We start from the raw sequence: 25,455 nt of genomic DNA, 5'->3' as shown, positions 1-25,455 counted from the left end.
GCGACTCCTTATTTTTCCTGCCAACTGAAGCGGCGGGCGAGCAATATGAGCCCCTGTTCGAGCAGCAGGCCGACGACGCCGATAATGACGATAGCGATGATGATGTTTTCCACATTGAGGTTGTTCCATTCATTCCAGATCCAAAACCCAATACCCAACCCACCGGTCAGCATCTCGGCGGCGACGATCACCAGCCAGGCAATGCCTATCGACAGCCGCACGCCGGTTAATACCGCGGGCAGCACTGCCGGAAAGAGGATTTTGCGCATCACCGTCCATTCCGACAGCTGCAGCACGCGAGCCACATTGAGATAGTCCTGCGGGATGCGCCTGACGCCTTCCGCGGTGTTAATGACCATCGGCCAGATAGAGCAGATAAAAATGGTCCAGCTGGAAGCCGGTTCCGCCTTCTGGAACAGCAGCAGGCCAATCGGTAACCACGCCAGCGGACTCACCGGGCGCAGCAGCGCGATGAGCGGGTTAAACATTCGCGCAAAGAACAGCGAGCGGCCGATAAGAAAGCCCAGCGGAATACCGGCCAGCGCCGCCAAACCAAAGCCCACCGCGACCCGTTGCAGCGAAGCCAGCACGTTCCAGCCGATGCCCATATCGTTCGGTCCGTCGCGGTAGAAGGGGTCGGAAAACAGCGTCAGCGCCGAATCCAGAGTGCTCAACGGCGTCGGGAAGCCTTTCGCGCCAATCGCCGCCAGCTGCCAGCCGAGCAGCAGCAGAGCCAGGCCCAGCAGCGGCGGCAGCAGACGTTGCAGCGCGGCGTTCAGCCAGCGCCTGGCGGACGGCGTAGCTTTGCGCACCTGCAACGGCGGCAGGACAATGATTTCGCCCGGCGCGGGTGAGGTCTGCGTGCGCGGCTGCGTGTTAATGGCTGGTTTCATCTCATGCCCCCTTATGTTGAATGGCGAAACTGGCGGCGTACCCTTCCGGGTCGACGCCGTTCCACACTTTGCCGTCCAGCAGCGTGCTGCTGCGTAGCGTTTGCGTTGGCGCAGTGATACCGCCCACGGCCTGCGCCGCCTCTTTCCACAGGTCGATGCGGTTGATACGCTGCGCTACCGCCTGGTAATCCGGCGCGTTTTTCAGCAGGCCCCAGCGGCGGAATTGGGTTAAGAACCACATGCCGTCGGAGAGCCACGGATAGCTGGCTTCGCCCTGCTGAAAGAAGCGCATGGGGTGATCGTCGCGCCAGCGTTTGCCGATGCCGTTGTCGTATTCGCCAAGCATTCGACCGCTAAGGTACTGTTCTTTGGTGTTGAGCCACGCCCGTCTGGCGAGGATCCGCGCGGTTTCGCGGGTGTTGTCGGCAGACGCTTCAATCCAGCGCTGGGCCTCCAGCAGCGCCGCCACCAGCGCCCTTGCGGTATTTGGATAGCGCGCCACCCAATCGCTGCGCGCGCCGAGGATTTTTTCTGGATGATCCGGCCAGATCTGCTGGCTGGTTGCCGCCGTAAAGCCAATGCGATCGTTAATCGCACGCGCGTTCCACGGTTCGCCGACGCAGAAGCCGACCATATTGCCGATGCGCATGTTCATCACCATTTGCGGCGGCGGCACGACCACCATGCGCACATCGGCGAAGGGGTCGATACCAGCATTAGCCAGCCAGTAATAGAGCCACATCGCATGGGTGCCGGTAGGAAAGGTATGGGCGAAGGTGTAGCTGCCAGGCGCTTTTTGGTCGATCAGCCGCTTGAGCCCATGACTATCGCTCACGCCTTGCGCCTGCAGGTCACTTGAGAGGGTGATCGCCTGACCGTTGCGGTTCAGGGTCATCAGGTTGGCCATCGACTGCGGCTTGCCGGCGATACCAAGCTCAAGGCCATACAGCATGCCGTAGAGGATATGCGCCGCATCGAGTTCGCCGGCAACCAGCTTATCGCGCACCGCCGCCCAGCTGGCCTCCTTACTTGGCTGCAGGCTGATGCCATACTTTTTATCGAATCCTTTCAGTGCCGCGATCGCCAGCGGCGCGCAGTCGGTTAGCGGGATGAATCCAACCCGCACGGTGGCCAACTCCGGTTTATCGGAACCCGCCGCCCACGCCGCCTGCATCACGCCGGGCAGCAGCATAGCGCCGCCCAGCGCCGCCCCGGCCTGCAAAAAACGCCGTCGTGAAATAAAAACTTTATCGCCCATAGCCGCTCCAGAACGCGCAAAAAAAAGCGCCCGGCAGTGCTTTCGCACCGCAGGACGCCTTTATCCAGAGACCCTCAGACCGCCGTTGGTCCGTTATCTCAAATTGTTGATTCACTCAAATTCAGTAATGCAAAGCGGATGCCAATTTATCATTGCCCGCCAGACGTTGTTTTACCGCTCCCCGCGTAAACTATTGCACCATCGTCAGGCAATGCCTGCCCGCTGATTGTGCATTCAATTTGACGATGAGTCCGGCAGCAGGGCTTTCACCGTTAGCAACGCGCGGGCGATTTCAACCATCCGCTGGTTCTTATCCATCGCCATTTTACGCAGCGCCTGCCAGGCTTGTTCTTCCTGCATCCCTTGATGGCTTATCAGCAGCGCTTTCGCCTTATCAATAATCTTGCGCTCTTCAAGCGTGGCTTTCAGTGAAGCCAGTTGGCCGGAAAGTTGCTCAAGTTCCCACGCCTGCTGGCGGACCAGCGGCAGCAGCTGCTTATCCAGGCGCAAAGTCAGGCTATCGCCGCCTTCTTCTTCAGGCCATTGCAGCGGAGGCATATCGTCTTCTCCACGTTCGAGCAACTGCCGGGTCGCGCTGAGCAGGTCGGCAATCAACGCCTCCTCCAGACCGCGCATCTGCTCAAGCCGTTCAGTTTGCAGGCTAAACCAGCGCTGCGCCGCGGCCCCTTCGTCCGCCGAGGGCTGGCGGGTACAGGCGATGCGCCGCAGTTGCTCTATCTCGCGCCCGGCTTCGCAACCCTGCAGCAGCTCAAGCGCCCGTGGCAGACCGGAAAGTGCCTGAAAGCTGTCAAAACAGGGCTGCTGACCGTCAATGCGGTCAACCAGCTGCTGCCGGAGCTCGCCGTTAAATTGGCCTCGCGCAAAGCCCAACGCCCCCAGCGCGCGCTCCTGGCCGGCCAGCTCTTTACCCTGCATAAAGCTGTACAGGGCGACCATACGCCTGGCGATCTGCGGATCGTCTATGCTGTCATTCAACTGCGGCACGATATTCAATAAATGGCGAATAATACGGCTAAAGCGCTGAGTGGCCTCCTGAGCGTCCACCGTGCGGCCTTGCACCGCCGCTCGCAGCGCCGGAAGTTGCGCCAGATACCACACCGCGCTGGCTATTCGCCAACAGAGCGCGCTACTGGAGGATTCCCGCGCCGGTTGCAGCGCAGCATAAAAAGCGCTTAAGCGCGCGTCCACCAGCGCCCCGCCAGCCCGGCGTTCGGCGTCATACAAGCGGCCATCGGAAGAGAGCCACATATTGGAGACGCCGCGCTCGCACTGCAGCATATGAACCAACCCACTTATTTCGCTCGCCAGCGTCCCTTGCTGCGTTAGCTTGCGGAGCTGCTGTTTTTGTAGTTGGCGCGCATAATGAAACCAGCCGATTGCTTCAGGCGTCATGCCGGTCGTATTATTCATACCCTCTCCCGAATTACGTCTTTAGGTAAAGCTAAGCAATAACCGTGCCTGATAAAAGGAGTCTTTATGCAACGTATTGTGATTGTCGCCAACGGCGCCGCCTACGGCAGCGAATCTCTGTTTAATAGCCTGCGCCTGGCTATCGCCCTGCGCGAGCAGGAGTCAGACCTCGATCTGAAGCTGTTTTTAATGTCCGATGCGGTGACCGCCGGGCTTCGCGGACAGAAACCGGCGGAAGGCTATAACATCCAGCAGATGCTTGAGATCCTCACCGCGCAGAATGTGCCGGTAAAACTCTGCAAGACCTGTACGGACGGACGCGGGATCACCCATTTGCCATTAGTAGATGGCGTGGAAGTGGGAACGCTGGTCGAGCTGGCGCAGTGGACGCTGGCGGCGGATAAAGTGCTGACCTTCTGAATTAATCGCCATTAACAGGATTAAATGTCAGGCTGGCGGCTATTGCTGATGCAAAAGTACGCCACCTGAACGCTTTCAGGAAGATTGTCATTTTTGTTTAATCGTTATCCATTTTGTTGATCGAAATCATCATCCACGCGCTCCCCCTTTGGTGTTATGCAACGAGCAAAGTGTGAACAATATCACGCGCGGGTTGATGTATTCAGAGACAGAAACGGGGTTATGAAAATGGCAATGGTAAAAGCAAGTTTAACGTTATTCGGCGGTGATACGCTGGTGGTGCGCTGTTCGGAGCGCTGTCATATTCACTTAATGAGCGCCAAGGCCGCCGGCGACAGCCACGCCGATATTTTTAGCGTGCAGGACAGGGATAGCGCTTATCTCACCGTGCCCTACAGCGGCACCTGGAACGTGCTGATCGATAGCCATAGCCAGTCGCTGGAGCACTCCATTAGCTACGTTCCCGCCTGAATCTCCACGCCCGGTAGACCGGGCGTTTTTATGCGAGCCCGGGTTGGCTCGCCTCGCCGACCAGATGTCGCACCTGGATAATCAGATCGTCAAGACTGGCGTCGCGCATGCCAAGCTTGCGTAATTCCTGATCCAACGAAAAGAGATACTGGGCATTGGTGCCAAGCGGCCCGCTGGCGCGGGCAATTAGCGGCGCGATGGTTTGTGCGCTGGTATCGGATTCATACAGCGGGTGGCGCGGATCCATAATAAACACCAGCGCATTCACCGTGCGCCCATCATCGAGCTCAAGACGGCACCAGGTTGGCAAATAGCAGCCGGTGATCATTTCTCGCTTCCACAGTAGCGTCAGCTCTTGCTCCAGCGTCTCATCCGGCAGACGATAGGCCACTCCGGTGGTACGCCCGCCTTCCTTCAACGCCAACATCCTGCCCGGCTGATGCGCGCTGCCGCGACCGGCGGTCAGGCGCAGGCAAAACGCGCGATGCCAACCCGGCAGCGTACCGGTGCAGGATTCGCTGTATTCCAGCGCCGGGTTCCACATCAACGAACCGTAGCCAAAAATCCACACCGAACCGTTGTCCGGACGACAGGCCAGAGTCGCCGCCAACGAGGCCGCCCGTTGCTCAGCCGACCACAGCAGCGATTCCTCAATCGCGCCAAACGCCGTCTTACAATCCGCATTCATCAAGAAATCACGAGTTAACACTTTCTACTACCTCCGCCACTGCCTGCTTCCCGGCGATAATCTGTGCCATCCGTGAATATTGCTGAATTATTATCCAGCTTTATTACTCAATAAGCAATTAACGGAGCGTTGACAAGGGGGCTGACAAAAAATTAGATCGCAAAAGTGATTACTTTTTCTTATGCCATTTGTCGTCATCGCCTTTTTGATAATCATTTTTCACCGCCGCCCAGGCGACTTTATGCGCCGTCTCCTCACGGCTGGCATCATCGCGACGGTCGGCTTTGTCTTTATATTGGTCCCATGCGCTATTGAAAGCTTCTTTATAAATTTCCTGCGCGTGTTCCGGCAAGACGTGCTGAACGCTATCGGGAAGTTCTTGTTTACTACGGTAAGGCATAATGACCTCCAGAATCAGGGTAAAAGCTAAGTCTGGAACACAATTGCCAGGTTGGCAAATGGCAGGAATATTGAGAAATGAATTTTAGTAATCATCTGAAAAATATATATAAAACATACGTAACAGCTTTTTTTAGCAGACCAACGCATTTCTTATGCAAGAGTGGTAAATTTAAGTAAAAATACAAATTAAACCTATCAATGTCTGTTATTTTATCAACTTACGTTATCTATAATTATAACACCTGCATAAATGGAGATGGTTCATGACACATGCACATGAGGCGGTTAAGACCCGCCACAAGGAGACCTCCCTCGTTTTTCCGGTTTTAGCACTGGTGGTGCTGTTTCTCTGGGGAAGCAGTCAATCACTACCAGTGGTCGTTGCGATTAATATTCTGGCGCTAGTCGGGATTCTGAGTAGCGCATTTAGCGTGGTTCGCCATGCCGACGTTCTTGCTCACCGTCTCGGCGAGCCCTATGGTTCATTAATTTTGAGCCTGTCAGTGGTCATTCTTGAAGTGAGCCTGATTTCCGCATTAATGGCGACCGGCGACGCCGCGCCAACGCTAATGCGCGATACGTTATATTCAATCATTATGATCGTCACCGGCGGTTTGGTCGGCTTCTCTTTACTGCTGGGCGGGCGTAAATTCGCCACGCAGTATATGAATTTGTTTGGTATCAAGCAGTACCTGATCGCCCTCTTCCCGCTGGCGATTATCGTACTGGTATTCCCTATGGCGCTGCCGGGCGCCAATTTCAGCACTGGCCAGGCGCTGCTGGTGGCGCTGATTTCCGCCGCCATGTACGGCGTATTCCTGCTCATTCAGACCAAAACGCACCAGAGCCTGTTTGTGTACGAGCATGAAGATGACAGCGATGATGACGACCCGCATCACGGTAAGCCCTCGGCGCACAGTAGCGGCTGGCACACAGCCTGGTTACTGGTACACCTGGTTGCGGTTATCGCCGTTACCAAAATGAACGCTAATCCGCTGGAAACGCTGTTGACCAGCATGAACGCGCCGGTAGCCTTTACCGGTTTCCTGGTGGCGCTGCTGATCCTCTCCCCGGAAGGACTCGGCGCACTGAAAGCGGTGCTGAATAATCAGGTGCAGCGCGCAATGAATCTCTTCTTTGGTTCGGTGCTGGCGACGATTTCCCTGACGGTGCCTGTCGTCACGCTTATCGCCTTCCTTACCGGCAATGAACTCCGCTTCGGTTTGGGAGCGCCGGAAATGGTGGTGATGGTGGCGTCGCTGGTGCTGTGCCATATCTCGTTCTCAACCGGGCGTACCAATGTCCTCAACGGCGCGGCGCATCTGGCGCTGTTCGCCGCCTACCTGATGACGATATTTGCCTGACCGGGTAATCAGCAATAAAGCCCAAAAAAAAGCCTGTCGGTGGCGAAACCGGCAGGCTTTTTTACTGCTCAACGAAACTTAGTTGCTGGTATCCAGCTCGTCGAAGCTTTTCACCAGATCGTCGATCGCTTTCATTTGCTTCAGGAACGGTTCCAGTTTAGCCAGCGGCAGCGCGGACGGGCCATCACATTTCGCGTGGTCCGGATCCGGGTGCGCTTCAATGAACAGTCCGGCGATACCCACCGCCATCCCGGCGCGAGCCAGTTCCGTCACCTGAGCGCGGCGGCCGCCTGAGGCAGCGCCAAACGGGTCACGGCACTGCAGGGCGTGGGTCACGTCAAAGATGACCGGCGAGTTGTTGGACGCTTTCTTCATTACGCCGAAGCCGAGCATATCAACGACCAGGTTGTCGTAGCCGAAGTTAGCGCCGCGATCGCACAGGATCACTTTGTCGTTACCGCCTTCGATGAATTTATCAACGATGTTGCCCATCTGGCCCGGGCTGACGAATTGCGGTTTCTTGACGTTGATGACAGCGCCAGTTTTAGCCATCGCTTCCACCAGGTCAGTCTGACGCGCGAGGAACGCTGGCAGCTGGATCACGTCAACCACGTCGGCCACCGGCTGCGCCTGGCTGGCTTCGTGAACGTCGGTGATGATTTTCACGCCGAAAGTCTGCTTCAGCTCCTGGAAAATCTTCATCCCTTCTTCCAGTCCTGGCCCACGATAGGAGTGGATGGAAGAACGGTTGGCTTTATCAAAAGAGGCTTTGAACACATACGGAATGCCCAGCTTTTGCGTGACGGTCACATAATGTTCGCAGATACGCATCGCAAGATCGCGGGACTCCAGCACGTTCATTCCGCCAAACAGCACGAACGGCAGGTCGTTTGCTACGTTGATATCACCAATGCTAACCACTTTTTGTTTCATAAGATCGCCTTATCAGGGTGTAACCGGAATGGTTCCAGACTAATGCAATGTAATTTGTTTATGTGAAATCGTGTTGATCTGCGCACGGATCATCTCGCTAATCGGATCCTCCGGACACTGCTCAACGAAATAATTGAGATCCAGCAGCGCCACGTGATCGCACTCCAGTTGGGCGTAGATAAGCCCGCGGTCGCGAATTTCATACGGGTCCTCTGGATTAAACTGCAGCAGCGCTTCGCTGGCGCGCAGCGCCAGTTCCATCTGCCGCTCTTCCATCAGCGCCGATTTCAGCGTATCGAGCAGTTTGCGGATCACTTCGGCGTTGTCGGCCTCATCGAGATCTTCATTAAACAGCTCGGCTACCGGGCTGATATTTCCCTTCAGCCACACCTCAAGCGTGTGTTCATCAAGCGTTTCGCCGTTGAATGGGTTAATCAGCCACATCTCTTCGCTGGTGTCCGGGTCGGCGCGCAGCAGCATCTGCGTCGGGAAGATAACCGGCACCACCGGCAGATCCAGACGCTGGGCAATCCATAACAGAATCGCCCCCAGCGACACAGCGCTTCCCTGGCGATTCACCAGCACTTTATCCAGCCATAGCGCATCGGACAGACGATAGATGCCCTGCGATGCGCCGAAGCCCCACTCGTGATAGAACAATTCCAGCAACCGGTCGAGCTGACGCTCCTGATCCCAGGAGGTGGCAATCTCTTCCTGCGCCAGTGTTAACAACCGCTGCAGCTCATCCTGCACAAAGTGCGTCGGAAAGTCGTCGCGGATCAATTCAGAAATGAGGACCATGCCTTCGCATAATGGCGCTTTGTTAAATTCGAAATCAGCTAATGACCTCATGCCTTACCCCAGTAACGGTATTCTTGTGATGGCGAGTTGAACGATGAAGAACAACACCACCAGCGCCAGCAGAAAGGCGATGAACCGGGTCTGCTGGCGGCGCGGGCGACGTCGGCCCAACGCAATAAATCCTAATGCGATGTAAATGATAACGCCAAACAGCTTTTCAGTCAGCCATGCGCCATCTTCGGTAAACGGCAGATAGTGCGTTATCGCCATTAATCCCGCGCCGCTGAGGAACAGCAGCGTATCGCTACAATGCGGCGCAATACGTACCCAGCGCTGATTGAGCATCGCGCTACCGCTGTAGGTCCACCAGTAACGCAACACGAAAAGCCCGACGGATGTCACCACGCAGGCAATATGCAAATAGAGTACTGCAGTAAATAAATTCATTCGCCGGCTTGCTCCTTGTGCGGCCAACGCCCGAGAGTCAGACGTTCGTTATCGCCATAATCGCGGCAGGTCTCGACGTCGCGATATCCTGCTTCATTAAACAATGCGCGTACCGCCTCGCCCTGTTTCCAGCCATGTTCCAGTAGCATAAAACCATCGGGTAGCAGGTAGTTGCGTCCTTCACGGATGATATGCGCTAAATCGGCCAGCCCCAGGTCGGCGGCGACCAATGCCGTTCTCGGCTCGAAGCGGACATCCCCTTCTGCAAGATGCGGATCGGTTTCATCGATATAGGGGGGATTACTGACAATCATCGCGAACCGCTGCCCCTTGAGCGCGCTAAACCAGTCGCTCTGCAGCACGGTCACGTTGTTGAGAGCGAGATGGGCGGCATTGCGCGCGGCGAGCGCCGCGGCGTCAGGCATAAAATCAACGGCAATAATCTCGCAGTCCGCCCGCTCGCTGGCCAACGCCAGGGCGATAGCGCCGGTGCCGGTGCCAAGATCCAGGATACGGCAGGCCGTCTGCGGCAAGCGTACCAGCGCCTGCTCGACCAGGCATTCTGTGTCGGGGCGCGGGATAAGCGTCGCCGGCGAGACAAACAGCGGCAGCGACCAGAACTCGCGCTGACCCACCAGATGCGCCACCGGCTCGCCGTTGGCGCGGCGCGCCAGCAATGCTTCCAGTTCCGCCAACTGTTCCGCCGTCAATAGGGTTTCGTCAAAAGCGAGGATCCAGGTCCGCGCTTTGCTGGTGACGTGCCCCAGTAAGATCTCGGCGTCGCGACGCGGGCTTTCGCTCGCGCCGAGCCGGGCTATCGCCTGAGTGAGCCACTGTCGGAAGGTCATCATTCCTGCTCGGAAAGCGCCGCCAGCTGGTCAGCCTGGAATTCCTGCACAATCGGTTCGATCAGCATATCCAGTTTGCCTTCCATGGTTTCATCCAGACGGTAAAGGGTCAGGTTGATACGGTGGTCGGTCACGCGGCCCTGCGGGAAGTTGTAGGTACGGTTGCGGTCGCTGCGGTCACCGCTGCCCAGCAGATTACGACGGGTAGACGCTTCCGCCTGCTGACGCTTGGCGACTTCGGCGGCGCGAATACGCGCGCCCAGCACCGACAGCGCCTTGGCTTTGTTTTTATGCTGCGAACGTTCGTCCTGACATTCAACGACGATACCGGTCGGCAAGTGGGTAATACGGATAGCGGAGTCGGTGGTGTTGACGTGCTGGCCGCCCGCCCCCGAGGAACGGAAGGTATCGATACGCAGGTCCGCCGGGTTGATATCCGGCATTTCGGCTTCCGGCAGCTCCGGCATCACCGCCACGGTACAGGCGGAGGTGTGGATACGCCCCTGCGATTCGGTCGCCGGAACGCGCTGGACACGATGGCCACCGGATTCAAATTTCAGCCGCCCATAGACGCCATCGCCGCTGATCTTGGCAATCACTTCTTTAAATCCGCCATGTTCGCCTTCGTTGGCGCTCATGATTTCGACCCGCCAGCGGCGGGCTTCAGCGTAGCGGGTGTACATGCGGAAGAGATCGCCGGCGAACAGCGCCGCTTCATCGCCACCGGTGCCGGCGCGAACTTCGACAAAAGCGTTGCGCTCATCGTCTGGATCTTTCGGCAGCAGCAGCACCTGCAGCTGCTGTTCCAGCGCTTCGCTTTTTTCTTTGGCATCGCGCAGCTCTTCCTGCGCCATTTCGCGCATTTCCGGATCGTCGAGCATCATCTGCGCGGTTTCGATATCGTCCTGCACCTGGCGCCAGTCGGTATAGCAGCGGGCGACATCGCCAAGCTGCGCATACTCGCGCGACAGCGCGCGGAAACGGTCCTGGTCGGCAATGGTGGCGGCGTCGCCAAGCAGCGCCTGAACTTCTTCATGGCGTTCGTACAGAGCTTCCAGTTTAGCAACAATAGAAGGCTTCATAGGCGTGAATTCACCCTGTCTTTAAATAGAGAAATGTGCGCTATTCCAGCCCGAGGCTGTTGCGCAGAATATGCAGGCGTTCATCATCCCCGTCACGGGCAGCCTGCTGAAGAGATTTGGTTGGAGCGTGGATCAGGCGGTTGGTCAGCTTACGGGCCAGATCTTGCATAATTTCCTGCGCATCGCCGCCCTGCTCCAGCGCGGCAAGCGCTTTCGCCGTCAGCTCCTCGCGAACCTGCTCGGATTGGGAACGATATTCGCGGATAGTCTCGCTGGCGCTCTGGGCGCGCAGCCAGGCCATAAATTCGCTGGTTTCCTGCTCGACGATCGATTCCGCCTGCACCGCCGCGGCCTTACGCTGCGCCAGATTGTGCTGAATGATATTTTGCAGGTCATCAACACTGTACAGATAGGCGTTGGCCAGCTTGCCGACTTCCGGCTCGACGTCGCGGGGCACCGCGATATCCACCAGCAGCATCGGCTGATTGCGGCGCGCCTTCAGCGCGCGCTCGACCATCCCTTTGCCGATAATCGGCAGCGGGCTGGCGGTAGAACTGATAATAATATCGGCGTCTTTTAAGCGCTCGTCGATATCGCTGAGGGCGATAACTTCCGCGCCGACTTCATCCGCCAGCGCCTGGGCGCGTTCACGGGTGCGGTTGGCAATCACCATTTTGCGAACGTTATGTTCGCGAAGATGGCGGGCGACCAGTTCGATAGTTTCCCCCGCGCCAACCAGTAACACCGTGACGCTGGAGAGCGATTCAAAAATTTGTCGCGCCAGCGTACAGGCGGCGAAAGCAACGGAAACGGCGCTGGCGCCGATATCGGTTTCGGTCCGTACGCGCTTAGCCACCGAGAACGATTTCTGGAACATGCGCTCCAGTTCGCTGACGTTCAGATGGCCGCGGCTGGAATCCGCAAACGCTTTTTTCACCTGCCCGAGGATTTGCGGCTCGCCAAGCACGAGTGAATCCAGGCCGCTGGCGACACGCATCAGATGGCTGACGGCGTCGTTATCCTGATGCCAATAAAGACTTTTACGTAGGTCTTCTTCATTCAGGCCGTGGAAGTCACATAGCCAGCGGATCAGCGCTTCCTGCAGGTTGTCCTGCTCTTCAACGCTGAGATACAGCTCCGTGCGATTACAGGTTGATAGCACCACCCCGCCCTGCACCATTGGCTGAGCCAATAAGCTCTCCAGCGCCTTGTCGAGCGTATCCGGCGAAAACGTTACGCGTTCTCGCAGCGCTACCGGAGCTGTTTTGTGGTTGATGCCAAGAGCTAAAAGGGTCATGGTGAGGGAATAGTACCAGCGTTGCTAAGGTTAGTCTGAGCGCATCATACAGGATGCGCGTACTCAATAAAAGAGACGCCCCCCTTTTGGAGTAATAGTCAGGGCTTAATAGCCACTAACGGTAATTTTTTGATTTCAGACAACTTGAACGTAGACGCTATCGGCCAGCGACGCTAGCATTAAGGGTTATTATTGCAACCCGCTACACAAATCGGTGTGCGAACCATCAGTCGCCGCATTTCACTGTAGACATCAAGGATTTGTCATCATTATGAATCGACTGTTCCGCCTGCTGCCGTTGGCAAGCCTCGTTCTGACCGCCTGTGCAATCAATACTCCGCCGCAAGGGCCCGGCAAAAGCCCGGATTCCCCACAGTGGCGCCAGCACCAGCAGGATGTCCGCAACCTTAACCAGTTCCAGACTCGCGGGGCGTTTGCCTATCTGTCCGATGAGCAGAAAGTGTATGCCCGTTTCTTCTGGCAACAAACCGGCCAGGACCGCTACCGCCTGCTGCTGACCAACCCGCTTGGCAGCACCGAACTGTCATTAACCGCGCAGCCGGGCGGCGTCCAATTGATTGACAACAAAGGCCAGACCTACAACGCCACCGATGCCGAAGAGATGATTGGCCGCCTGACCGGCATGCCGATCCCGCTTAACAGCCTGCGTCAGTGGATTATCGGCCTGCCGGGCGATGCCACCGACTATTCGCTGGATGACCAGTACCGCCTGCGCGAACTCAACTACACGCAGAATGGCAAAACCTGGCACGTGACCTACAGCGGCTACACCAGCGACACCAAACCCACCCTGCCGTCTAATATGGAACTCAACAACGGCAGCCAGCGCATCAAGCTGAAAATGGATAACTGGATTGTGAAATGATGAGTCGCTGGCCCGCCCCTGCAAAATTGAATCTGTTTTTGTATATCACCGGTCAACGCGCCGATGGATATCACACGCTGCAGACGTTGTTCCAGTTTCTTGACTATGGCGACATGCTGACTATTGAACCACGCCGCGACGGGAAACTGCGGTTGTTAACGCCGGTCGCCGGCGTGCCGGATGAAGAGAACCTGATTATTCGCGCCGCCAGGCTACTGATGGCGGCGGCGGAGTCTCACGGTCAACTCCCCACTGGCAGCGGCGCGGATATCAGCATCGACAAACGCCTGCCGATGGGCGGCGGCTTAGGCGGCGGCTCTTCCAATGCCGCGACGGTGCTGGTAGCCCTCAATCATCTGTGGGGCTGCGGGCTTAGCGAAGACCAACTGGCGACGCTTGGGCTACAGCTCGGCGCCGATGTCCCGGTTTTCGTTCGCGGCCACGCGGCGTTTGCCGAAGGCGTCGGCGAGATTCTCACCCCGGTCGATCCGCCGGAAAAATGGTATCTGGTCGCCCACCCGGGCGTGAGTATCCCGACGCCGATCATTTTTCGCGATCCGGAGTTACCACGAAATACCCCGAGCAGGTCAATTAATACCTTACTAAACTGTGAATTCGGCAACGATTGCGAGGTTATCGCAAGAAAACGTTTTCGTGAGGTTGATGCAACGCTTTCCTGGCTGTTAGAATACGCGCCGTCGCGCCTGACTGGCACAGGAGCCTGTGTCTTTGCTGAATTTGACACCGAATCCGCCGCTCGTCAGGTGCTGGAAAAAGCCCCGGAATGGCTGCAAGGCTTTGTTGCGCGAGGAATTAATGTCTCGCCGCTGAAGCAAGCCCTACTGAAGTAATTCTGCTTTTTGCATGAATAACGGCAAGTTTGCCGGGCAAACAGAGTATCGGTGACAACGTCACCCTGTTCCAGACGTTGCATCGTGCTCTTTAATACACCGCCTGGATGAGATGGCGCCGGCCCGCACAGTTTAATGGCCCGTTTCATCCACCACTGGACGCATGCCTGAGGTTCTTCTCGTGCCTGATATGAAGCTTTTTGCTGGTAACGCCACCCCGGAACTAGCACAACGTATTGCCAACCGCCTGTACACTTCTCTTGGCGACGCCGCTGTAGGTCGCTTTAGCGACGGCGAAGTCAGCGTACAAATCAACGAAAACGTACGCGGTGGTGATATTTTCATCATCCAGTCCACTTGTGCTCCCACCAATGACAACCTGATGGAATTGGTTGTTATGGTTGATGCCCTGCGTCGCGCTTCTGCAGGCCGTATCACCGCTGTTATCCCTTACTTCGGCTATGCCCGCCAGGACCGTCGCGTACGTTCCGCTCGTGTGCCAATCACCGCAAAAGTCGTCGCTGACTTCCTGTCCAGTGTCGGCGTTGACCGCGTTCTGACCGTTGACCTGCACGCTGAACAGATTCAGGGCTTCTTTGATGTTCCTGTTGATAACGTATTCGGTAGCCCAATTCTGCTCGAAGATATGCTGCAGCTGAATCTGGACAACCCGATCGTGGTTTCTCCGGACATCGGCGGCGTGGTTCGCGCTCGCGCTATCGCAAAGCTGCTGAACGATACCGACATGGCGATCATCGATAAACGCCGCCCGCGCGCTAACGTTTCTCAGGTGATGCATATCATCGGCGATGTCGCTGGCCGTGACTGTGTGATGGTTGATGACATGATCGATACCGGCGGCACCCTGTGTAAAGCAGCGGAAGCGCTGAAAGAACGCGGTGCGAAACGTGTTTTCGCCTACGCGACTCACCCGATCTTCTCCGGCAATGCTATCCAGAACATTAAAAACTCTGTGATTGATGAATTCGTCGTCTGCGATACCATTCCGCTGACGCCAGAAATCAAAGCGCTGGACAAAGTCCGTACCCTGACCCTGTCTGGTATGCTGGCCGAAGCGATTCGTCGTATCAGCAACGAAGAATCCATTTCCGCTATGTTCGAGCACTAATCGAGCCCAGCCGAAAAACCCGCTGCGGCGGGTTTTTTTGTCTCTGGTTCATATTTGTATGACTAATGCCTCCTTCACCTGCCATTCAGTTGACAGATGATGCGCTCATGGATGAAACATTATTGTGAATAGATTATTTTCCTCACATGTGATGCCTTTCCGCGCCCTCATCGACGCTTGCTGGAAAGAAAAGTACACCGCATCGCGCTTTACCCGCGATCTGATTGCCGGGATAACCGTCGGGATCATCGCTATCCCGCTGGCGATGGCGTTAGCAATTGGCAGCGGCGTAGCGCCGCAATATGGACTCTACACCTCGGCGGTGGCGGGGATTGTCATCGCCCTGACCGGCGGTTCGCGCTTTAGCGTTTCCGGCCCCACCGCGGCCTTCGTGGTGATCCTCTATCCGGTGTCACAACAGTTTGGCCTTGCCGGCCTGCTGGTGGCGACGCTAATGTCGGGTATTTTCTTAATCCTTTTCGGCCTCGCCCGCTTTGGCCGCCTGATTGAATATATCCCGCTTTCAGTCACCCTTGGCTTTACCTCTGGTATCGGCATCACCATCGGTACCATGCAAATTAAAGACTTCCTTGGTCTGCAGATGGCGCATGTCCCAGAGCACTATCTGCAGAAAGTCGGCGCGCTGGTGATGGCGCTGCCGACAATTAACGTTGGCGATGCCGCCATCGGTATCGTGACGCTGGGTATTCTGATTTTCTGGCCGCGTTTGGGCATCCGCTTGCCGGGGCACCTGCCGGCGCTGCTGGCGGGCTGCGCGGTGATGGGCATCGTTAATTTGCTTGGCGGGCATGTGGCGACCATCGGCTCGCAGTTCCACTATGTACTCGCCGACGGCAGCCAGGGCAATGGTATCCCGCAGCTGCTGCCGCAACTGGTGTTGCCGTGGGATATGCCTGGCTCGGAGTTTACCCTGAGCTGGTCGTCGCTGCGCGCGCTGCTACCTGCCGCCTTCTCTATGGCGATGCTGGGCGCCATTGAATCACTGCTCTGCGCGGTGGTGCTCGACGGTATGACCGGCACCAAGCACAAAGCGAACAGCGAGCTTGTCGGCCAGGGCCTTGGCAATATCATCGCGCCGTTCTTTGGCGGTATCACCGCCACCGCGGCGATTGCCCGCTCCGCGGCTAACGTGCGCGCTGGCGCAACTTCGCCGATTTCCGCGGTGATCCATGCCCTGCTGGTGATCCTCGCGCTGCTAATCCTCGCCCCGCTGCTCTCGTGGCTGCCGCTGTCGGCCATGGCCGCCCTGCTGCTGATGGTAGCGTGGAACATGAGCGAAGCGCATAAGGTGATTAACCTGCTACGCCACGGACCAAAAGATGACATCGTCGTACTGTTGATGTGCATGTCGCTGACCGTGCTGTTCGATATGGTCATCGCCATTAGCGTCGGTATCGTGCTGGCTTCGCTGCTGTTTATGCGCCGCATCGCGCGCATGACGCGACTGGCGCCAGTCAACGTTGAAGTGCCGGACGATGTACTGGTGCTACGGGTGATCGGCCCGCTGTTCTTCGCCGCGGCGGAAGGGTTGTTCACCGATTTGGAAAGCCGGATTGAAGGCAAACGCGTGGTGGTGCTGAAGTGGGATGCGGTACCGGTGCTGGATGCCGGTGGTCTTGATGCGTTCCTGCGCTTTGTGAAGCGCCTGCCGGAAGGCTGCGAGCTGCGGGTATCGAACCTTGAATTCCAGCCGCTGCGTACTTTGGCTCGCGCAGGGGTTCAGCCAATTCCGGGACGCCTGAGCTTCTACCCAGACCGTACTGCGGCACTGGCGGATATAGAATTAGGGCAATAAATGAGAGGCTCGCCGGAAAGGCTATCCGGCGAGCTGAATTCCGTTAGCTGTGACGGTGCGGATCGCGGCGGCAGCGTTTATCGTAATGGCGAACCCACCAATAGCGGTCGGTGACTCTTTCATGACCGCCTACGCGAGCGCCCGCCAGCCACAAAACGGCGCCGACGAAAATACTCAACACTGCGCCATGAGCAAAGAATTGCGGCAGGTTAAGCTGTGGAAGTTGGTTTAAAATAGAGTAACCAACGCCGACCACCATCACAACCAACCCTAAACCCATCAGTATGTTACCGAGTAACGAAGCGTTTCTGCGTTTCATATGTCACCTCCGGACCTTGGGCTGCATGGGAATATCCCCAAAATTTATAGGTTAAGTATAGACAATGGAGATATGAGTGATTGCGTTAGTGATCACATTCGGGAACATCTGATCAACAAAAGTTTACAAATAAGCCACTGAACAACATCAAATTCTAATGGTTCAAAGGGGAAATTATCAGTAAGGGTAGCGTTTCGCCGGCAGAATTTTGTCAAGCGCCGACGCAGGCAGTACACTACGCGGCAAAGAACGACCCATGCAGGAATAAAAAGTGACGATAAAACTGATTGTCGGCCTGGCTAACCCCGGCGCGGAATACGCGGCAACGCGCCATAACGCTGGCGCCTGGTACGTAGATTTACTGGCGGAGCGCCACCGCGCGCCGCTGCGAGAAGAAAGCAAATTCTTTGGCTATACCTCGCGCCTCAACCTGGCCGGGGAAGACGTGCGCCTGCTGGTGCCGACTACCTTTATGAATCTCAGCGGCAAGGCCGTGGCAGCGATGGCCACCTTTTACCGCATTAATCCGGACGAAATTCTGGTCGCTCACGACGAGCTCGATTTACCGCCCGGCGTCGCTAAATTTAAACTTGGCGGCGGGCACGGCGGCCATAATGGCCTGAAGGACATAATCAGCAAGTTGGGTAATAACCCTAACTTTCACCGCTTACGCGTCGGAATTGGCCATCCGGGCGACAAAAACAAAGTTGTCGGCTTTGTGCTGGGTAAACCACCGGCCAGCGAACAGAAGTTAATTGACGAAGCGGTTGATGAAGCGGCGCGTTGTACCGAGGTGTGGCTGAAAGACGGTTTAACTAAAGCAACCAACCGTTTACACGCGTTTAAAGCGCAATAAGCGTTCGACGTGCGGAATTTTTGCCGCACACCGTGTATAATAGGCGAAGCTATTTACTTTTCTACAGTCTGTTATTCATAACAGACTGATTATCCAAAGATTAAGGTGATTTAAATCATGGGATTCAAATGCGGTATCGTCGGTTTGCCCAACGTCGGCAAATCCACCCTGTTCAATGCGCTCACCAAAGCAGGTATTGAAGCGGCCAACTTCCCGTTCTGTACCATTGAGCCGAACACCGGTGTCGTACCGATGCCCGATCCGCGTCTGGACAAACTGGCAGAGATCGTCAAGCCGCAGCGTATCCTGCCGACGACCATGGAATTCGTTGATATTGCCGGTCTGGTTAAAGGCGCGTCCAAAGGCGAAGGTCTGGGCAACCAGTTCTTGACCAATATCCGTGAAACCGAAGCCATCGGCCACGTAGTGCGTTGCTTTGAAAATGACAACATTATCCACGTCGCGGGTAAAGTTGACCCGGCGGAAGATATTGACGTTATCAACACCGAGCTGGCGCTGTCCGACCTCGATACCTGCGAACGCGCCATTCACCGCGTTTCCAAGAAAGCCAAAGGCGGCGATAAAGACGCTAAAGTTGAACTGGCCGCGCTGGAAAAATGTCTGCCGCAGCTGGAAAAAGCTGGCATGCTGCGCGCGCTGGATCTGAGCAAAGAAGAGAAAGAAGCGATCCGCTATCTGAGCTTCCTGACCCTGAAGCCGACCATGTACATCGCCAACGTTAACGAAGACGGTTTTGAAAACAACCCGTATCTCGACCAGGTTCGCGCTATCGCTGAGCAAGAAGGTTCTGTGGTAGTTCCGGTTTGCGCCGCCGTTGAATCCGACATTGCCGAGCTGGACGACGAAGAGCGTGATGAGTTTATGGCCGAGCTGGGCCTTGAAGAGCCGGGCCTGAACCGCGTGATCCGCGCAGGCTACGCTCTGCTGAACCTGCAAACCTACTTCACCGCCGGCGTGAAAGAAGTTCGCGCATGGACTATTCCGGTTGGCGCGACCGCGCCGCAGGCTGCCGGTAAAATCCACACCGACTTCGAAAAAGGCTTTATCCGCGCCCAGACCATCGCCTATGAAGACTTCATTGCTTACAAAGGTGAACAAGGCGCGAAAGAAGCCGGTAAAATGCGTGCGGAAGGCAAAGACTACATCGTTAAAGATGGCGACGTGATGAACTTCTTGTTCAACGTCTAATCCCTGCCGATAAAATCCGCGCCCCGGCGCGGATTTTTCATTTCAAAGCCTCGCAGGTTTTATAACTCGCGAGGTTTTAAATTATCTGAACGGCGCATCTAACGGAATTTCTGCGTCAGGCTCGTGGGTAATTCGGTTACGCAGATCGCGACGAATCATCTCAATTGCCCAGAACCAAAAAATATGGCCAAGCAGTTCGGAAATATATTCATCAGCCGGAATATTGAATAACGACGGCGTAAGTCCTAATAGCGGGAAAGATATCCAGTGAACCGCAATGGTGGCGACAATGCCGGCCCACACGCCCTGCCATAATTTAACTTTTGGGAATATCTCCGCCACCACGCAATAGCCAATCGCAAACACCAACGAGAAGATGATATGCGTGACCATCACCGGGTTGATGATATGCTCAGAAAAGGTGTAAACGGTATGCGTTGGGTCAATACCAAGATAGTCGCGTAGAAAGAGATAAGGAGGGTTGAATTCATCACGCCCGCCGGAAAACGTTCGCGGCGGCAGAGGCACTTCCGCCCCCCACTTAACGAATGCCGACATGATTCCGGCAATAACCCCAACCAATAAGGCGACGCCATAGCGACGCCGACCAGGTGCAGTCTGTACAAAAAAATCCTTAATTGCCATAAATCCCTCGCCATGAATAATATTGTTACAGCATTGCAATATTCTTTAAGTCTGCGCGGGTATGGCTTGATCAAGATCACACTTTTTGTTCAAAAGATAAACAAAGCTAATACTTTTAAATTATCGCGGGGCATCAATTAATGCCCCGCGTGGCATTCTTTTAATCACGCCATCCCATTGCCGGCGCAACGTGCTTCAGAATAGACTCAATCACGTGAGCGTTATAATCCACGCCCAGCTGATTCGGCACCGTCAGCAATAAAGTATCCGCTTCTGCGATCGCTTCATCCTGTTTCAGTTGTTCGACGAGCTTATCGGGTTCAGCGGCATAGCTGCGGCCGAAAATGGCGCGGGTTTTCTCATCAAGAAAACCAATACTATCGCTAGTATCCCGGCTGGAGCCGAAATACATTCGGTCGCGATCGTCCATCAGGGCAAAAATACTTCGGCTGACCGATACCCGCGGCGTACGCGTGTGCCCCGCCTCAGTCCAGGCCTGACGATAGGCGCGGATCTGTTTCGCCTGTTGAATATGGAATGGTTCGCCCGTCTCATTATCTTTCAGCGTCGAGCTTTGCAAGTTCATGCCGAGCTTCGCCGCCCACATCGCCGTAGCATTAGAGCCCGCACCCCACCAGATACGCTCACGTAGTCCGGCGGAGTACGGCTCAAGACGCAGCAATCCCGGCGGGTTGGGAAACATCGGTTGCGGGTTAGGTTTAGCGAAACCTTCGCCGCGCAGCACGTCCAGCAGAACCTCAGTATGGCGCCGCGCCATGTCAGCGTCGGACTCGCCATCCTGCGGTTGAAAACCGAAATGACGCCAGCCATCAATCACCTGTTCCGGCGAACCCCGGCTGATGCCAAGCTGTAAACGCCCACCGGCGATCAAATCTGCAGCGCCGGCATCCTCCGCCATATATAGCGGATTTTCATAGCGCATATCGATAACGCCGGTGCCGATCTCAATCTTCTTAGTTTTCGCGCCGATAGCGGCCAGTAGCGGGAACGGTGAACTGAGCTGGCGGGCGAAATGGTGAACCCGAAAATAGGCGCCGTCCGCGCCTAGCTCTTCGGCGGCAACGGCCAGATCGATGGATTGTAAGAGCGTGTCGGCAGCGGAACGGGTCGCCGACTGCGACGATGGCGTCCAGTGGCCAAATGACAAAAATCCAATCTTTTTCATGAGGATAGCCCCTGATTTCGGCAAAACATTCAGCAGACGCGGAGATAACGTTCCGCGTCTGCTTGTGGTTCTCCTACTCTACCCCTTAGCCAAAATGTATAAATGGCGTTTATTTAACAGAATGGTTCAAATAAATTGACCAAATATAACGATGGCTATTTCTGCATCAGCGCAAAAACGCCCCAACCGAAATATTCCCGGGTATAAGTGACATGGCGAAGCGGTGCGGCATTGAGCTCCGCACGGACCTCAACCGCAAATTCATCGTCGGGATTCGCCTGCAGCCAACGGCGCATCGTCAGCCATTTAGCGGCTTCATAACGGTCCCACCCTTCGCGGTCAGCCAGCACCATCTCAACAATGTCATAGCCCAGTTTGCCAAAAGTGGCGACCAGCGCCGGAAGCGGCAACAAATCAGCCACCGCAGAAACGCCGCAGGCGCGCGCTTGTTCTTCTGTGGTGGGTACCTTACGCCACCAGGGTTCCCCGATAAGTAGCATACCGCCAGGCTTAAGGCTGCGGGCTAACTGCGCCACGGTTCCAGCGACGCCGCCGGCAATCCACGTCGCGCCGATACAGGCCGCTACATCGTATTGCCGTTCGGCAACGTAACCTGCCGCATCGCTATGGAGAAAAGTGACGCGATCGCTAACGCCAAGCGCTGCGGCGCGTTGTTTAGCCTGCGCAGTAAACAATGGGCTCATATCAATGCCCAGACCGCCGATAGCATGGTCCCGCGCCCAGGTGCAGAGCATTTCACCAGAACCGCTGCCAAGGTCGAGGATCTGCGCCCCTGCCTGCAGGCGAAGTACGCGGCCAAGCGTGGCATATTTTTCCGCCGTGAAGGGGTTATGGATACGATGTTCACTTTCGCTGATGGTAAAGATACGGGGGATATCGATTGTTGTGGTCATGCCACTCTCCTTAGCGGTTATCCGGTTGAGCGCGAACGTTATTCAGCCCGCTGGTGTTGATGCGGTACGGCTGGCCGTTAACGGATTTAATCAGTTTTTTAGTGCGGAGTTTTTTGAAGACGGCGAGCGTACAGTCGCTGAGCAGTAGCCCTTCGCGGCTATAGCACTCCACGGCGATGACGCGGCCTGAGGTATCGCGAATGTGCGCAATACGTCCGCCTTTCGCGAGAACGTGTAAGGTACGTTGTTCCTGACGGGATAAATTCATACTGGAAAACCTGTTTAATCATCATGTGCAAAACGTGCAAACACGCAGCGGTGCCCGCATTCGATTTCAGCGCATTGATAACCAGCCCGGCCTGAAAGGTCGGCAAACTGATTATCAGATGATTACATTCTCCAGCATCAAAGCCTCGGTAGAGTTGAAAGGTATTTACCAGCCGGATAATAACATCCAGTGACAGAAAGGATATTTATAAACGGGAAAATTGTGATCGATATCTGAAATTGCGCCCCCCGCTCCATGACGGAAGACGCACAATGACTAGCTTCAGCGTACTGACCCGGATTACCACATCAAATCATCAGGTACTTTAAAGTCAGCATACGGATCGTCTTCGTCCTCGGCTTCCTGGCTCAGGGCGCTGTTCAACACAATACTTTCGGCGTCGCGCTGGGCGATTTTATCCGCCACGCTGGCGGGAATAATCGCGTATTCGTATTTTCCGTTATTATCAACAGCAAGGCGGGCAATCGCCAGACGGCCGCTAATGAGCTGCGCCTGGGTGGTTTTATCCACATCAATGTTTTTGATGAGATTATTATCCGTAAAGTTAAAAGCGATCTGACCTTTCGCAATCGTGATTCGGTTCATTTCAATCAGCTGCTTAACCTGCGCTTTGTACTCTTTTGCTAAAGCCGCTTGCTTTTGCTGCTCGCTGAGCTGCTTGTCGCGCTCAAGCTGGGCTTTTTTGTTTTCTTCAACGGCCTCGCGGGCTTCACGCGCCTGAACGCGTGACTTTTTCGCCGTTCTCTGAACCTTAGCCATCTTTTTACTGGTGACCAGACCCGCTTTCAGCATCTGTTCTTGTAAGGTAAGTTTTGTCATCGTCGTTTCTACAATCGTTTGAATTCTGCTTCGGATACGGTAAATCAGGATTAGACTTTAAGGAGCTTCACCGTGGCGTCGATGTCGATTTCATCTTCAGAGAAGATGAGCGTTGTGCCCTGAAAGGTAGTGATCGCCAACTTTTTCAGCGTACGCATTTCGCCCGGCTTCACGCTCTCTTTCGGCTTGATGCTGTTCATCAGTAGTCCCACGGAGAGCACCGCATTTTCCTTGTCGATACGCGTATCGGCCGGCACTTCCTCACTGTATACCAGGTAAGACTTAATCGATGTCAGCTTCACACGCTCACCGGCAATATACAGATGTTTGCTTTCCGGGATGACTTTAACCGCGTAAGCCGAGAGACCTTTATTATTAGTCGTGGGCTCAAACGTGACCGCCGCGTCTTTCTTAATCAGATCCGGATTGGCGACCTTAATCACGTGAAAATAGCGGTTATCACCATTTTCATCTTTGATAAATCCGAAACCTTTATCTTTAAACCACGTTGTGATCGTACCGTTCATCGCCATTACCGCCTGATTAATCGTTTATCTACTCAATTTTGCAGCGCGCAGTTTAAAGCACAATGCCAGCATAGACCATGCCTTTGCTCTAAGTGTTGCCCGATATCGGCAATTGATCCTGGCTTTTGCCGAAAATTTGTATCATTAATGGGTAGGCTTCAATCAGGAGAATGCATGATGTCTAACTTTTCCTCCGTCGCGTTGCTAGGTCCTGGCGCTATTGGCACAACCATTGCCGCCGTGCTGCATGAAGCGGGCCGTAAACCGCTGCTCTGCGGACGCACCGCACATCAGCGATTGATTTTACGCCGGGATGACGGCGAAACGATCCTTCCAGGGCCCGTATTGACCGATCCGCATACGCTGGAACGCCCGGTTGAGTTGCTGTTTGTGGCGGTGAAAACCACCCAGGTAGCGGATTGCGCGGGCTGGCTTAACGCGCTGTGTGATGAAAACACGGTGGTCTGCGCGCTACAGAACGGCGTTGAACAGGAAAGCCTGCTTGACCCCTATGTTAACGGCGCAAAGGTGTTGCCTTCGGTTGTCTGGTTTCCGGCACAACGAGAGGCGGATGCTTCGGTATGGTTACGTGCCAAACCGCGCCTGACGCTACCCGATACGCCGCAGGTGAAGAGGATAGTCGAGGTTCTCAACGGTACCCGCTGCGCGGTTGAGTTGACGGCAGATTTCACCTCGGTCGCCTGGCGGAAACTGCTGCAAAATGCCGTCGCTGGCCTGATGGTACTGGCGAATCGCCGCGCCGGGATGTTTTCGCGCCAGGACATCACTGGGTTGGCGCTGGCCTATCTACACGAGTGTCTGGCGGTGGCGCGCGCCGCAGGGGCGGTACTCGCCGATAGCGTGCCGCAGGAAATTGTTGATGGGTTTCATCAGGCGCCGGCGGATTTAAGCACCTCGATACTCGCCGACCGTCAGGCCAATCGTCCGCTGGAATGGGACATCCGTAACGGCGTCATACAACGCTATGGCCGAAGGTTGGGCGTTGCCACACCCATCAGCGATGTCGTCGTGCCGCTGCTGGCGGCCGCAAGCGAGGGACCTGGCTAAGATTGCTTCAAAAAAATTACCGTATTTGTTATAGTGTTACTCACTGATTATTTACCTCTGCGGTGCCAAAAAGAACAAGATTCACCGCAATCCAGGATAAGAAAATGTTAGATTACCGCTTCCCGACAGCTTTGCAGATGGTTCTCAGCGTAGCGATGGCGGAGCAATTGGGTGAACGTTCGACGAGCGCGATTCTGGCCTACGGCCTGGAAGCCAACCCGAGCTTTATCCGTAAACTCATGGTTCCGCTCACTCGCGACGGTATCATCGTTTCCACGCTTGGCCGCAACGGCTCTATTCATCTTGGCCGCCCTGCCGACCAAATCACGCTGCGTGATATCTATCTTTCCGTTATTGAAGATAAAAAACTGTGGGCGTCTCGCCCTGACGTCCCGGCTCGCTGCGTGGTCAGCGCCAATGCTTGCTGGTACTTTAAGTCCGTAGCCGATGAAGCCGAGCAGGCGTCGCTCGCGGTGTTAGCTCGCCACACCGTGGCAAGCGCCCTGGAAGAGGTCAAAAAAGCCGATACCAGCGGCTGCGATCCGCTGCCTGAGCTGACTGCCCGCTATAAAGAAGCGCATTAACTTTTCTTGTTGCGAAAAAAAA

General features: G+C 55.6%; 29 protein-coding genes and 1 pseudogene. 12 read left to right on the top strand and 18 right to left on the bottom strand.

The window, feature by feature from the left end:
- Positions 1–8 precede the first annotated feature (8 nt).
- From ntrB to nasR, 3 genes are all read right to left on the bottom strand, one after another.
- A complete protein-coding gene (ntrB, locus tag PGR29_RS11670) occupies positions 9–893 on the bottom strand; it encodes a nitrate ABC transporter permease (RefSeq protein ID WP_316424560.1) in 885 nt (294 codons plus the stop codon).
- A gap of 1 nt (position 894) precedes the next feature.
- A complete protein-coding gene (locus PGR29_RS11665; protein ID WP_316424558.1) occupies positions 895–2,151 on the bottom strand; it encodes an ABC transporter substrate-binding protein in 1,257 nt (418 codons plus the stop codon).
- Positions 2,152–2,385: 234 nt separating this feature from the next.
- Entirely contained in the window at positions 2,386–3,582 is a 1,197-nt protein-coding gene (gene nasR / locus PGR29_RS11660; RefSeq protein ID WP_316424557.1) for a nitrate regulatory protein NasR, read from the bottom strand.
- Positions 3,583–3,648: 66 nt separating this feature from the next.
- Between nasR and PGR29_RS11655 the strand changes: the two genes are divergently transcribed.
- Together PGR29_RS11655 and PGR29_RS11650 are read left to right on the top strand one after the other, a co-directional pair.
- Entirely contained in the window at positions 3,649–4,002 is a 354-nt protein-coding gene (locus tag PGR29_RS11655; RefSeq protein WP_015367099.1) for a DsrE/DsrF/TusD sulfur relay family protein, read from the top strand.
- Positions 4,003–4,230: 228 nt separating this feature from the next.
- Positions 4,231–4,473, top strand: coding sequence for a DUF1883 domain-containing protein (locus PGR29_RS11650; RefSeq protein ID WP_015705086.1), 243 nt, complete (start codon positions 4,231–4,233; stop codon positions 4,471–4,473).
- A 28-nt stretch (positions 4,474–4,501) separates the two neighbouring features.
- Here the strand turns inward: PGR29_RS11650 and PGR29_RS11645 are convergent, their stop codons facing one another.
- Together PGR29_RS11645 and chaB are read right to left on the bottom strand one after the other, a co-directional pair.
- Positions 4,502–5,182 (bottom strand): gamma-glutamylcyclotransferase, encoded by a 681-nt coding sequence (locus tag PGR29_RS11645; RefSeq protein WP_015705085.1) that lies wholly within the window; start codon positions 5,180–5,182, stop codon positions 4,502–4,504.
- 148 nt (positions 5,183–5,330) lie between these two features.
- Positions 5,331–5,561: a putative cation transport regulator ChaB gene (gene chaB / locus PGR29_RS11640; RefSeq protein ID WP_015367102.1), complete on the bottom strand. Its 231-nt coding sequence runs from the start codon at positions 5,559–5,561 to the stop codon at positions 5,331–5,333.
- Between the two features lie 265 nt (positions 5,562–5,826).
- On the opposite strand from chaB, the gene chaA reads away from it, so the two are divergent.
- Complete coding sequence (gene chaA / locus PGR29_RS11635) at positions 5,827–6,927, top strand: sodium-potassium/proton antiporter ChaA (protein WP_015367104.1); 1,101 nt, start codon at positions 5,827–5,829, stop codon at positions 6,925–6,927.
- Positions 6,928–7,005: 78 nt separating this feature from the next.
- Here the strand turns inward: chaA and kdsA are convergent, their stop codons facing one another.
- The 6 genes from kdsA to hemA are packed head-to-tail and all read right to left on the bottom strand — an operon-like array spanning position 7,006 to position 12,335.
- The gene (gene kdsA, locus PGR29_RS11630) at positions 7,006–7,860 is read right to left on the bottom strand and encodes a 3-deoxy-8-phosphooctulonate synthase (RefSeq protein ID WP_015367105.1); all 855 of its coding nucleotides are present in this window, start codon (positions 7,858–7,860) and stop codon (positions 7,006–7,008) included.
- A 39-nt stretch (positions 7,861–7,899) separates the two neighbouring features.
- Entirely contained in the window at positions 7,900–8,712 is an 813-nt protein-coding gene (gene sirB1 / locus PGR29_RS11625; RefSeq protein ID WP_045393803.1) for an invasion regulator SirB1, read from the bottom strand.
- Positions 8,713–8,715: 3 nt separating this feature from the next.
- On the bottom strand, positions 8,716–9,108 hold the full coding sequence (sirB2, locus tag PGR29_RS11620) for an invasion regulator SirB2 (RefSeq protein ID WP_015367107.1): 393 nt from the start codon (positions 9,106–9,108) through the stop codon (positions 8,716–8,718).
- On the bottom strand, positions 9,105–9,956 hold the full coding sequence (prmC, locus tag PGR29_RS11615; RefSeq protein ID WP_316424652.1) for a peptide chain release factor N(5)-glutamine methyltransferase: 852 nt from the start codon (positions 9,954–9,956) through the stop codon (positions 9,105–9,107). Before prmC ends, sirB2 begins: the two co-directional genes overlap by 4 nt.
- On the bottom strand, positions 9,956–11,038 hold the full coding sequence (gene prfA, locus PGR29_RS11610; protein ID WP_015367109.1) for a peptide chain release factor 1: 1,083 nt from the start codon (positions 11,036–11,038) through the stop codon (positions 9,956–9,958). The genes prmC and prfA overlap by 1 nt, the downstream gene beginning before the upstream one ends.
- A 40-nt stretch (positions 11,039–11,078) precedes the next feature.
- Complete coding sequence (gene hemA / locus PGR29_RS11605) at positions 11,079–12,335, bottom strand: glutamyl-tRNA reductase (protein WP_015367110.1); 1,257 nt, start codon at positions 12,333–12,335, stop codon at positions 11,079–11,081.
- A 271-nt stretch (positions 12,336–12,606) separates the two neighbouring features.
- On the opposite strand from hemA, the gene lolB reads away from it, so the two are divergent.
- The 4 genes from lolB to dauA all read left to right on the top strand — a co-directional run bounded on the left by lolB (position 12,607) and on the right by dauA (position 17,017).
- On the top strand, positions 12,607–13,221 hold the full coding sequence (lolB, locus tag PGR29_RS11600; protein WP_015705083.1) for a lipoprotein insertase outer membrane protein LolB: 615 nt from the start codon (positions 12,607–12,609) through the stop codon (positions 13,219–13,221).
- Positions 13,221–14,072 carry a 4-(cytidine 5'-diphospho)-2-C-methyl-D-erythritol kinase gene (ispE, locus tag PGR29_RS11595; protein ID WP_213316803.1) on the top strand — a complete coding sequence of 284 codons (852 nt, stop codon included), beginning with the start codon at positions 13,221–13,223 and terminating at the stop codon, positions 14,070–14,072. The genes lolB and ispE overlap by 1 nt, the downstream gene beginning before the upstream one ends.
- Positions 14,073–14,253: 181 nt before the next feature.
- Positions 14,254–15,201, top strand: a complete 948-nt coding sequence (prs, locus tag PGR29_RS11590; protein WP_015367113.1) for a ribose-phosphate diphosphokinase — start codon at positions 14,254–14,256, stop codon at positions 15,199–15,201.
- A 124-nt stretch (positions 15,202–15,325) separates the two neighbouring features.
- Entirely contained in the window at positions 15,326–17,017 is a 1,692-nt protein-coding gene (gene dauA / locus PGR29_RS11585) for a C4-dicarboxylic acid transporter DauA (protein WP_087857962.1), read from the top strand.
- Positions 17,018–17,060: 43 nt separating this feature from the next.
- On the opposite strand, the gene ychH is transcribed toward dauA, so the two are convergent.
- A complete protein-coding gene (gene ychH, locus PGR29_RS11580) occupies positions 17,061–17,336 on the bottom strand; it encodes a stress-induced protein YchH (RefSeq protein ID WP_045393789.1) in 276 nt (91 codons plus the stop codon).
- A gap of 271 nt (positions 17,337–17,607) precedes the next feature.
- Here ychH and pth point away from each other — a divergent pair, with 271 nt between their 5' ends.
- Both pth and ychF read left to right on the top strand, forming a co-directional pair.
- On the top strand, positions 17,608–18,192 hold the full coding sequence (gene pth / locus PGR29_RS11575) for an aminoacyl-tRNA hydrolase (RefSeq protein ID WP_015705080.1): 585 nt from the start codon (positions 17,608–17,610) through the stop codon (positions 18,190–18,192).
- Between the two features lie 117 nt (positions 18,193–18,309).
- Complete coding sequence (ychF, locus tag PGR29_RS11570) at positions 18,310–19,401, top strand: redox-regulated ATPase YchF (RefSeq protein WP_015705079.1); 1,092 nt, start codon at positions 18,310–18,312, stop codon at positions 19,399–19,401.
- Between the two features lie 81 nt (positions 19,402–19,482).
- On the opposite strand, the gene PGR29_RS11565 is transcribed toward ychF, so the two are convergent.
- From PGR29_RS11565 to PGR29_RS11550, 4 genes and pseudogenes are all read right to left on the bottom strand, one after another.
- Positions 19,483–20,046, bottom strand: coding sequence for a YagU family protein (locus tag PGR29_RS11565; protein ID WP_045393784.1), 564 nt, complete (start codon positions 20,044–20,046; stop codon positions 19,483–19,485).
- A gap of 160 nt (positions 20,047–20,206) precedes the next feature.
- Positions 20,207–21,232 (bottom strand): LLM class flavin-dependent oxidoreductase, encoded by a 1,026-nt coding sequence (locus tag PGR29_RS11560; RefSeq protein ID WP_316424556.1) that lies wholly within the window; start codon positions 21,230–21,232, stop codon positions 20,207–20,209.
- Between the two features lie 155 nt (positions 21,233–21,387).
- Positions 21,388–22,134 (bottom strand): annotated as a pseudogene (locus tag PGR29_RS11555) (SAM-dependent methyltransferase); the annotation flags it as partial.
- A 22-nt stretch (positions 22,135–22,156) separates the two neighbouring features.
- Positions 22,157–22,414 (bottom strand): YjhX family toxin, encoded by a 258-nt coding sequence (locus PGR29_RS11550; protein ID WP_015705074.1) that lies wholly within the window; start codon positions 22,412–22,414, stop codon positions 22,157–22,159.
- Positions 22,415–22,448: 34 nt separating this feature from the next.
- On the opposite strand from PGR29_RS11550, the gene PGR29_RS11545 reads away from it, so the two are divergent.
- A complete protein-coding gene (locus tag PGR29_RS11545) occupies positions 22,449–22,607 on the top strand; it encodes a hypothetical protein (protein WP_316424555.1) in 159 nt (52 codons plus the stop codon).
- 107 nt (positions 22,608–22,714) lie between these two features.
- Here the strand turns inward: PGR29_RS11545 and PGR29_RS11540 are convergent, their stop codons facing one another.
- Positions 22,715–23,254, bottom strand: coding sequence for a DUF2058 domain-containing protein (locus PGR29_RS11540; RefSeq protein ID WP_045375126.1), 540 nt, complete (start codon positions 23,252–23,254; stop codon positions 22,715–22,717).
- 50 nt (positions 23,255–23,304) lie between these two features.
- Positions 23,305–23,787, bottom strand: a complete 483-nt coding sequence (locus PGR29_RS11535; protein WP_113374177.1) for a cold-shock protein — start codon at positions 23,785–23,787, stop codon at positions 23,305–23,307.
- 171 nt (positions 23,788–23,958) lie between these two features.
- Between PGR29_RS11535 and PGR29_RS11530 the strand changes: the two genes are divergently transcribed.
- Together PGR29_RS11530 and PGR29_RS11525 are read left to right on the top strand one after the other, a co-directional pair.
- On the top strand, positions 23,959–24,849 hold the full coding sequence (locus tag PGR29_RS11530) for an oxidoreductase (RefSeq protein ID WP_113374298.1): 891 nt from the start codon (positions 23,959–23,961) through the stop codon (positions 24,847–24,849).
- A 104-nt stretch (positions 24,850–24,953) separates the two neighbouring features.
- Entirely contained in the window at positions 24,954–25,433 is a 480-nt protein-coding gene (locus PGR29_RS11525) for an RrF2 family transcriptional regulator (protein ID WP_015705070.1), read from the top strand.
- The last annotated feature ends 22 nt before the right edge of the window (positions 25,434–25,455 follow it).

The organism is Klebsiella sp. 141203 (assembly GCF_032601985.1).
Classification (GTDB): Bacteria; Pseudomonadota; Gammaproteobacteria; order Enterobacterales; family Enterobacteriaceae; genus Klebsiella; species Klebsiella aerogenes.
Note: the sequence above shows the minus strand (reverse complement) of the source record. Positions and strands in the feature narration are given on the sequence as shown.

What these genes read in the sequence shown, in the direction of transcription:
- ntrB (WP_316424560.1), bottom strand. Translation starts at nt 893, where the DNA reads ATGAAACCAGCCATTAACACGCAGCCGCGCACGCAGACCTCACCCGCG.
- PGR29_RS11665 (WP_316424558.1), bottom strand. Translation starts at nt 2,151, where the DNA reads ATGGGCGATAAAGTTTTTATTTCACGACGGCGTTTTTTGCAGGCCGGG.
- nasR (WP_316424557.1), bottom strand. Translation starts at nt 3,582, where the DNA reads ATGAATAATACGACCGGCATGACGCCTGAAGCAATCGGCTGGTTTCAT.
- PGR29_RS11655 (WP_015367099.1), top strand. Translation starts at nt 3,649, where the DNA reads ATGCAACGTATTGTGATTGTCGCCAACGGCGCCGCCTACGGCAGCGAA.
- PGR29_RS11650 (WP_015705086.1), top strand. Translation starts at nt 4,231, where the DNA reads ATGGCAATGGTAAAAGCAAGTTTAACGTTATTCGGCGGTGATACGCTG.
- chaB (WP_015367102.1), bottom strand. Translation starts at nt 5,561, where the DNA reads ATGCCTTACCGTAGTAAACAAGAACTTCCCGATAGCGTTCAGCACGTC.
- chaA (WP_015367104.1), top strand. Translation starts at nt 5,827, where the DNA reads ATGACACATGCACATGAGGCGGTTAAGACCCGCCACAAGGAGACCTCC.
- kdsA (WP_015367105.1), bottom strand. Translation starts at nt 7,860, where the DNA reads ATGAAACAAAAAGTGGTTAGCATTGGTGATATCAACGTAGCAAACGAC.
- sirB1 (WP_045393803.1), bottom strand. Translation starts at nt 8,712, where the DNA reads ATGAGGTCATTAGCTGATTTCGAATTTAACAAAGCGCCATTATGCGAA.
- sirB2 (WP_015367107.1), bottom strand. Translation starts at nt 9,108, where the DNA reads ATGAATTTATTTACTGCAGTACTCTATTTGCATATTGCCTGCGTGGTG.
- prmC (WP_316424652.1), bottom strand. Translation starts at nt 9,956, where the DNA reads ATGACCTTCCGACAGTGGCTCACTCAGGCGATAGCCCGGCTCGGCGCG.
- prfA (WP_015367109.1), bottom strand. Translation starts at nt 11,038, where the DNA reads ATGAAGCCTTCTATTGTTGCTAAACTGGAAGCTCTGTACGAACGCCAT.
- hemA (WP_015367110.1), bottom strand. Translation starts at nt 12,335, where the DNA reads ATGACCCTTTTAGCTCTTGGCATCAACCACAAAACAGCTCCGGTAGCG.
- lolB (WP_015705083.1), top strand. Translation starts at nt 12,607, where the DNA reads ATGAATCGACTGTTCCGCCTGCTGCCGTTGGCAAGCCTCGTTCTGACC.
- ispE (WP_213316803.1), top strand. Translation starts at nt 13,221, where the DNA reads ATGAGTCGCTGGCCCGCCCCTGCAAAATTGAATCTGTTTTTGTATATC.
- ychH (WP_045393789.1), bottom strand. Translation starts at nt 17,336, where the DNA reads ATGAAACGCAGAAACGCTTCGTTACTCGGTAACATACTGATGGGTTTA.
- ychF (WP_015705079.1), top strand. Translation starts at nt 18,310, where the DNA reads ATGGGATTCAAATGCGGTATCGTCGGTTTGCCCAACGTCGGCAAATCC.
- PGR29_RS11565 (WP_045393784.1), bottom strand. Translation starts at nt 20,046, where the DNA reads ATGGCAATTAAGGATTTTTTTGTACAGACTGCACCTGGTCGGCGTCGC.
- PGR29_RS11560 (WP_316424556.1), bottom strand. Translation starts at nt 21,232, where the DNA reads ATGAAAAAGATTGGATTTTTGTCATTTGGCCACTGGACGCCATCGTCG.
- PGR29_RS11550 (WP_015705074.1), bottom strand. Translation starts at nt 22,414, where the DNA reads ATGAATTTATCCCGTCAGGAACAACGTACCTTACACGTTCTCGCGAAA.
- PGR29_RS11540 (WP_045375126.1), bottom strand. Translation starts at nt 23,254, where the DNA reads ATGACAAAACTTACCTTACAAGAACAGATGCTGAAAGCGGGTCTGGTC.
- PGR29_RS11535 (WP_113374177.1), bottom strand. Translation starts at nt 23,787, where the DNA reads ATGGCGATGAACGGTACGATCACAACGTGGTTTAAAGATAAAGGTTTC.
- PGR29_RS11530 (WP_113374298.1), top strand. Translation starts at nt 23,959, where the DNA reads ATGTCTAACTTTTCCTCCGTCGCGTTGCTAGGTCCTGGCGCTATTGGC.
- PGR29_RS11525 (WP_015705070.1), top strand. Translation starts at nt 24,954, where the DNA reads ATGTTAGATTACCGCTTCCCGACAGCTTTGCAGATGGTTCTCAGCGTA.